The following is a 5,146-nucleotide window of genomic DNA, read 5'->3' on the forward strand; positions in this document are numbered from 1 at the left end:
TGGTTGGCCCCCAGCAGCAGCCCCAGAGCGGCGCTGCCGGCCGAAGCCGCCATTTCCTGCGGCGAGTTCAGGTACTGCAGCGGCGTGTCATCGAGCCGGAAGCCCCAGGCCCGGTACAGCTCCAGGTCGGCCGTGATAAGCAGCGTCAGCAGCAGCCCGATGCCAATGGTGTAACCCTTGAGCAGCCCGCGCAACGGCAGGCGTGGGAGCAGGCTGCCCAACAGCAGCAGCACAAACGGCACCAGGCACACATAGGCGGACGCCGATGCATCGAGCCGCAAGCCGTAGCCGAACGTGCCCAACAGCGTGCTCAACGGCAGCCGGCTCGCCGCGGCGTGCTGATAGCCCAGAAACAATGCCCGGCCCAGACCGAAAAACAGCAGCCAGAACAAAAAGTAGCGCGGCTGAAACGCAAAACGATTCTTCACTGCCCAAAGATAGGAGCCTCGTTAGCGGATGCGGCCCGCTCATGGCTTCCATGCAGAAAAGGACGACCGCGCCCAGACGCTGTTGCAGCCGAGTTATAAGGCATCGCGCGAAAGCAGTCCGCTTCATCTCATCGCAAGCTTTGCAAGCGTTTGCGCAAACTCATTTGAGCGAATTTGCTGAGATTTTGTCGCATATTCCTTTATTTCGGTAGGGGGTGTATTGCGAAATGATTACTTTTTTTGAAAAAAGGCTCAAAAATTTTAGGTCATATTCTTGAAACGCCTGTTTATGCTTTATCTTTGTCGTGCTCAACCGGTCGTCATCAATTCAAGCCGGTCCTTTTTAGCTCTATGGCCATTCTGCGTTTCAAAGCCCTCGAATTAGTCAACCAGCGTTACCCCGTTACGGTGGAAGCCGGCAAGCGCCGCTCCGAAACCTTCGGGCAAAATGTCTTCAACCTGGAGGCCATGCGCGCCACCATGCCCGGCGACTACTTCAAAAAGCTGCAAGCGGCCATCAAACAGGGCGCTACCGTAGAGCGCAACGTGGCCGACGCCGTGGCTTCGGCCATGAAAACCTGGGCCATGGCCAAGGGCGCCACACACTATACGCACTGGTTTCAGCCCCTCACCGGTGCCACCGCCGAGAAGCACGACTCGTTCTTCGACCTCAACTCCGATGGTCGGCCGATTGAGAACTTCAAGGGCTCGGCCCTCGTGCAGCAGGAGCCCGATGCGTCGTCGTTCCCCAACGGCGGCATCCGCAACACCTTCGAAGCCCGCGGCTACACCGCCTGGGACCCCACTTCGCCCGCCTTCATCATCGAAACCGTAGGTGCCAAAACGCTGTGCATCCCCACGATTTTCGTGGCTTACACCGGCGAAGCCCTCGATTACAAGGCCCCGCTGCTGAAGTCGCTGGGCGTGCTGGAAAAGGCTGCCGTCGACGTGTGCCACTACTTCGACAAAGACGTAACCCGCGTGAACACCACGCTGGGCATCGAGCAGGAATACTTCCTGGTTGACAAGGCGCTGCACGATGCGCGCCCCGACCTCGTGCTCACCGGCCGCACGCTGTTCGGCCACAGCCCGGCCAAAGGCCAGCAGCTCGACGACCACTACTTCGGCTCGATTCCGGCCCGCGTGCACGCCTTCATGCTCGACTTCGAGGAAGAAGCCAACCTGCTCGGTATTCCGCTGCGTACCCGCCACAACGAAGTGGCTCCGAACCAGTTCGAGTGCGCTCCCACGTTCGAGGATGCCAACTTGGCTGTCGACCACAACCAGCTGCTGATGGACGTGATGGCCCGCGTGGCCGACCGGCACAACTTCAAAGTGCTGCTGCACGAGAAGCCTTTTGCCGGCGTGAACGGCAGCGGCAAACACAACAACTGGGCTATGAGCACCGACACCGGTGTGAACCTGCTCGCCCCCGGCCGTCGCCCCAAGGAAAACCTCCAGTTCCTGGCTTTCCTCATCACCACCATCAAAGCCGTGCACACGCACGCCGACCTGCTGCGTGCCAGCATTGCTTCGGCTAGCAACGACCACCGCCTAGGTGCCAACGAGGCCCCGCCGGCCATCATGTCGGTGTTCCTGGGCTCGATGCTGGATTCGGTACTCGATGAACTGGAGCGCACGGCCAAGCTGCCGCTCGACAAAGGCGACAACATTTACCTCAAGCTGGGCATCGACAAGATTCCGCCCATCCTGCTCGACAATACCGACCGTAACCGCACCTCGCCGTTCGCCTTTACCGGCAATAAGTTTGAGCTGCGCGCCGTGGGCTCGTCGGCCAACTGCTCGTCGGCCATGACCGTGCTCAACACCATTGTGGCCGACCAGCTCATCAAGTTCAAGGCCGCCGTCGATGCCCTCATCGACCAAGGCAAGAAGAAGGAAGTAGCCATCGTGGAGGTGCTGCGCGAGTATGTTATCAGCTCGAAGCACATCCGTTTCGAAGGCAACGGCTACTCCGACGAGTGGAAGGAAGAGGCAGCCCAGCGCGGTCTCAACAACATTGCCACCACGCCCCAGGCCCTCGATGCGCTGGTTCGGGAGGACGCAGCGGAACTTTTCGAGCGCCACGGTATCTTCTCCCATGTCGAGCTGCACGCCCGCCACGAGATTCTGCTCGAGGAGTACATGAAGAAGATTCAGATTGAAAGCCGCGTGATGGGCGACCTGGCCGTAAACCACGTTATCCCGACGGCCCTGGCTTACCAGACGAAGCTCATCAACAACGTGCGCGGCCTCCGCGACCTGGGCCTCGACGACGAGCACAGCCAGACCACGCTGGACATGATTAAGGACATTTCGCGTCACGTATCGACCATCAAAACCACGGTGGACGAGATGACCGAAGCGCGCAAAAAAGTAAACAAACTCACCGACGCCCGCGAACTGGCCGTGGCCTACTGCGACGAGGTGAAACCGAATTTCGAGCCCATCCGGCGCGCCGTTGACAAACTGGAGCGCATGGTGGCCGATGAGGACTGGCCCCTGGTGAAGTATCGCGAGCTGTTGTTCAGCCGCTAGAACTCCCTCGGGACGGAATCGGGTCCGGTGTTGGGTGGGAATTCTCGCCGCGCCCCGATTGGGAAAGAGGTGCCTCAGTGGGGCGCCTTTTTTTGACCACCTTCCGCAAACGATTGCAGTAAGTGTATCTGCATTTGGTTCTGATATACAAGGTCTTAAATAAAAGATGAGGCTTGCTGCTGAAGAATTCCAGCAGCAAGCCTCATCTTTTATTTAAGACCTTCCGTTATTTAGGGGAAGGGGCCGATGTTACAACGCGCGGCTTGGTCGGGCCGGCCTCGGCCAGCAAAAAGGGCAGGCGAGGGGTGAGGGCTTCATCTTCGATTACTTCGGCCCCGCTGCCGGGGTCGGGCACCAACATTTTCCAAGTGGCGCTGCGCAGTTCGTCGAGCTTGTTCAGAGCTTCGCTCACGGTAGCATTGGCTTTCAGCTTTTCGAACAGGCCGCTTTTGTGGCCTACTGCAATCAGCTTTTCCAGCACGAAGGGCAATACCCAGCCTACCACGTTCGAGGCCAGCGCCCCGCGCAAGCCCAGGCGCAGTAGTATGCGGGCCGTCATGCGCTCGAGCAAGAGCACGCGGGCGGCTGGCAGGGCCTTATCGGCCAAAAAATCGGCCACCAGCTTCAGATTGCCTTTTTCGACCTCGGCGCGCAGTACGTCCTGCACGGCGTCGAGGGCGCGGGCTGCCAGCTGCCGAAACAGCCAACCCGGCGAGTGAAGGCAAAAAATGTGGTTTTTTCATATCGCAAAAAATAAGCGGCTGAAGGCGAGGCCGCGATTTCGCAACGTAGGGCCGACGCTCCGAGTTGGGCCCACAGCGGGAAAATTTGGTAAGATTCTTGCCAATCTGACCGTTGAACCAACAAAAGGTGGGGGTTATTCGTTAACGTGTCGTTGCGTCAGCTACCCCGCCCTGTTTTTTTCTCCTCATGTCAGATTTGCTGCTGGATATAAACTTACAACAGTCGCCCGACGATTATTTCGGCGGCGAATGGCAGGTAGCTAACCGCGTGCTCAATCAGAATGACCCTACCAGCCCCTTAGCGCAGGCCAAGGAACTGGTACTCACGCCTGGTAAGCTGGTGGCGCGTACTTCGCACGCGGGCCCGGCTCAAACCGGCCAGTGGGAGGTGATGCGCGATGAGATTCTTAACCGGCCTTATCTCAACTTCGAACTACCCACCGAAGCCACCCGGGCGTTGGTGACGCGCCTGCGCCGCTCGGCCGACGGCATGCATAGCCAGCTCAACCTGTATTTTGCTTCGGGCATGGAGCTGCAACTGAATCGGGCCAGCTAATTTCTACTTTCCACTATTCGTTTTCGTCGTGAGTGATTTGCATCCCACCCCCACGCCTGCCGAAGTGACATTACCCGCCAACGTTGGCAAGGGCTTAGTTGGCGCCGAGCAGTTTACCTTTTTGGCCGATGTGATTCCGCAACTGGTTTGGATAACCGACCAGAACGGTTTTCACACCTATTTCAACCAGCGCTGGACCGATTTTACCGGCTACGTGCTGGCCGACAGTGTGGGCCCCGACATGTGGAACAACCTGCTACACCCCGATGACCGCGCCCGGGCTCGTGAAGTATGGGGCCACTCGCTGACCACTGGCGACGACTACAGAATCGAATACCGCTTCAAAGCCAAGGATGGTTCGTACCGCTGGTTTCTGGGCCAGGCCCTGCCGCGTCGCGACGAAGATGGCAACATCATCGCTTGGTTTGGCACCTGCACCGACATCCAAGAGCAGCGCCAGATGCGCGAGCAACTCGAAGCCGCTTACTCCGACCTGGAGGCCAAGGTGATGTTCCGGACGCTGGATTTGGAGCGCGAAATAAAGCAGTTGCGCGAAGCGACCGGTAAGTAGCGGCCGACCAATCGAAATAAATCAAAACGGCCCTGCGGGGCCGTTTTGCGTTAGTAGCGGGACTGCTGGCTTAGTCATCACAATTCTTAAGTAGCCTTTTTGTCCAATTTTTATGAATGCAATCATTATCCAGCAGCCCGGCGGCCCTGAAATGCTTCAATTACGGCAACAGCCCACGCCGCAGCCGGCGGCGCACGAGGTGCTGGTGCGCGTGCCCGCCGCCCGCTCGAACCGGCCTGACGTACTGATGCGCCAGGGCAAATACGCCGGTAGCGGCGACGTGAGCGGCCAGGTGCCGGGCCTCGAAATC

At 58.8% G+C, this 5,146-nt stretch carries 4 protein-coding genes and 2 pseudogenes; 4 read left to right on the plus strand and 2 right to left on the minus strand.

What is annotated here, in order from left to right; all coding sequences use genetic code 11:
• Positions 1 to 428 (minus strand): annotated as a pseudogene (locus ACYVDE_RS13995) (sulfatase); the annotation flags it as partial.
• 351 nt (positions 429 to 779) lie between these two features.
• Between ACYVDE_RS13995 and ACYVDE_RS14000 the strand changes: the two are divergent.
• Positions 780 to 2,966: a glutamine synthetase III family protein gene (locus tag ACYVDE_RS14000; RefSeq protein ID WP_460502163.1), complete on the plus strand. Its 2,187-nt coding sequence runs from the start codon at positions 780 to 782 to the stop codon at positions 2,964 to 2,966.
• Positions 2,967 to 3,192: 226 nt separating this feature from the next.
• Here ACYVDE_RS14000 and ACYVDE_RS14005 read toward each other — a convergent pair whose 3' ends face one another.
• Complete coding sequence (locus ACYVDE_RS14005; protein ID WP_460502164.1) at positions 3,193 to 3,633, minus strand: hypothetical protein; 441 nt, start codon at positions 3,631 to 3,633, stop codon at positions 3,193 to 3,195.
• Positions 3,634 to 3,896: 263 nt separating this feature from the next.
• Here ACYVDE_RS14005 and ACYVDE_RS14010 point away from each other — a divergent pair, with 263 nt between their 5' ends.
• The 3 genes and pseudogenes from ACYVDE_RS14010 to ACYVDE_RS14020 all read left to right on the plus strand — a co-directional run.
• Positions 3,897 to 4,265, plus strand: a complete 369-nt coding sequence (locus tag ACYVDE_RS14010; protein ID WP_460502165.1) for a hypothetical protein — start codon at positions 3,897 to 3,899, stop codon at positions 4,263 to 4,265.
• 28 nt (positions 4,266 to 4,293) lie between these two features.
• Positions 4,294 to 4,836 (plus strand): PAS domain-containing protein, encoded by a 543-nt coding sequence (locus tag ACYVDE_RS14015; RefSeq protein WP_460502166.1) that lies wholly within the window; start codon positions 4,294 to 4,296, stop codon positions 4,834 to 4,836.
• Positions 4,837 to 4,948: 112 nt separating this feature from the next.
• Positions 4,949 to 5,146: pseudogene (locus ACYVDE_RS14020) on the plus strand (NAD(P)H-quinone oxidoreductase); the annotation flags it as partial.

The sequence above is a fragment of the Hymenobacter agri genome (genome assembly GCF_054778495.1).

What these genes read in the sequence shown, in the direction of transcription:
- ACYVDE_RS14000 (WP_460502163.1), top strand. Translation starts at nt 780, where the DNA reads ATGGCCATTCTGCGTTTCAAAGCCCTCGAATTAGTCAACCAGCGTTAC.
- ACYVDE_RS14010 (WP_460502165.1), top strand. Translation starts at nt 3,897, where the DNA reads ATGTCAGATTTGCTGCTGGATATAAACTTACAACAGTCGCCCGACGAT.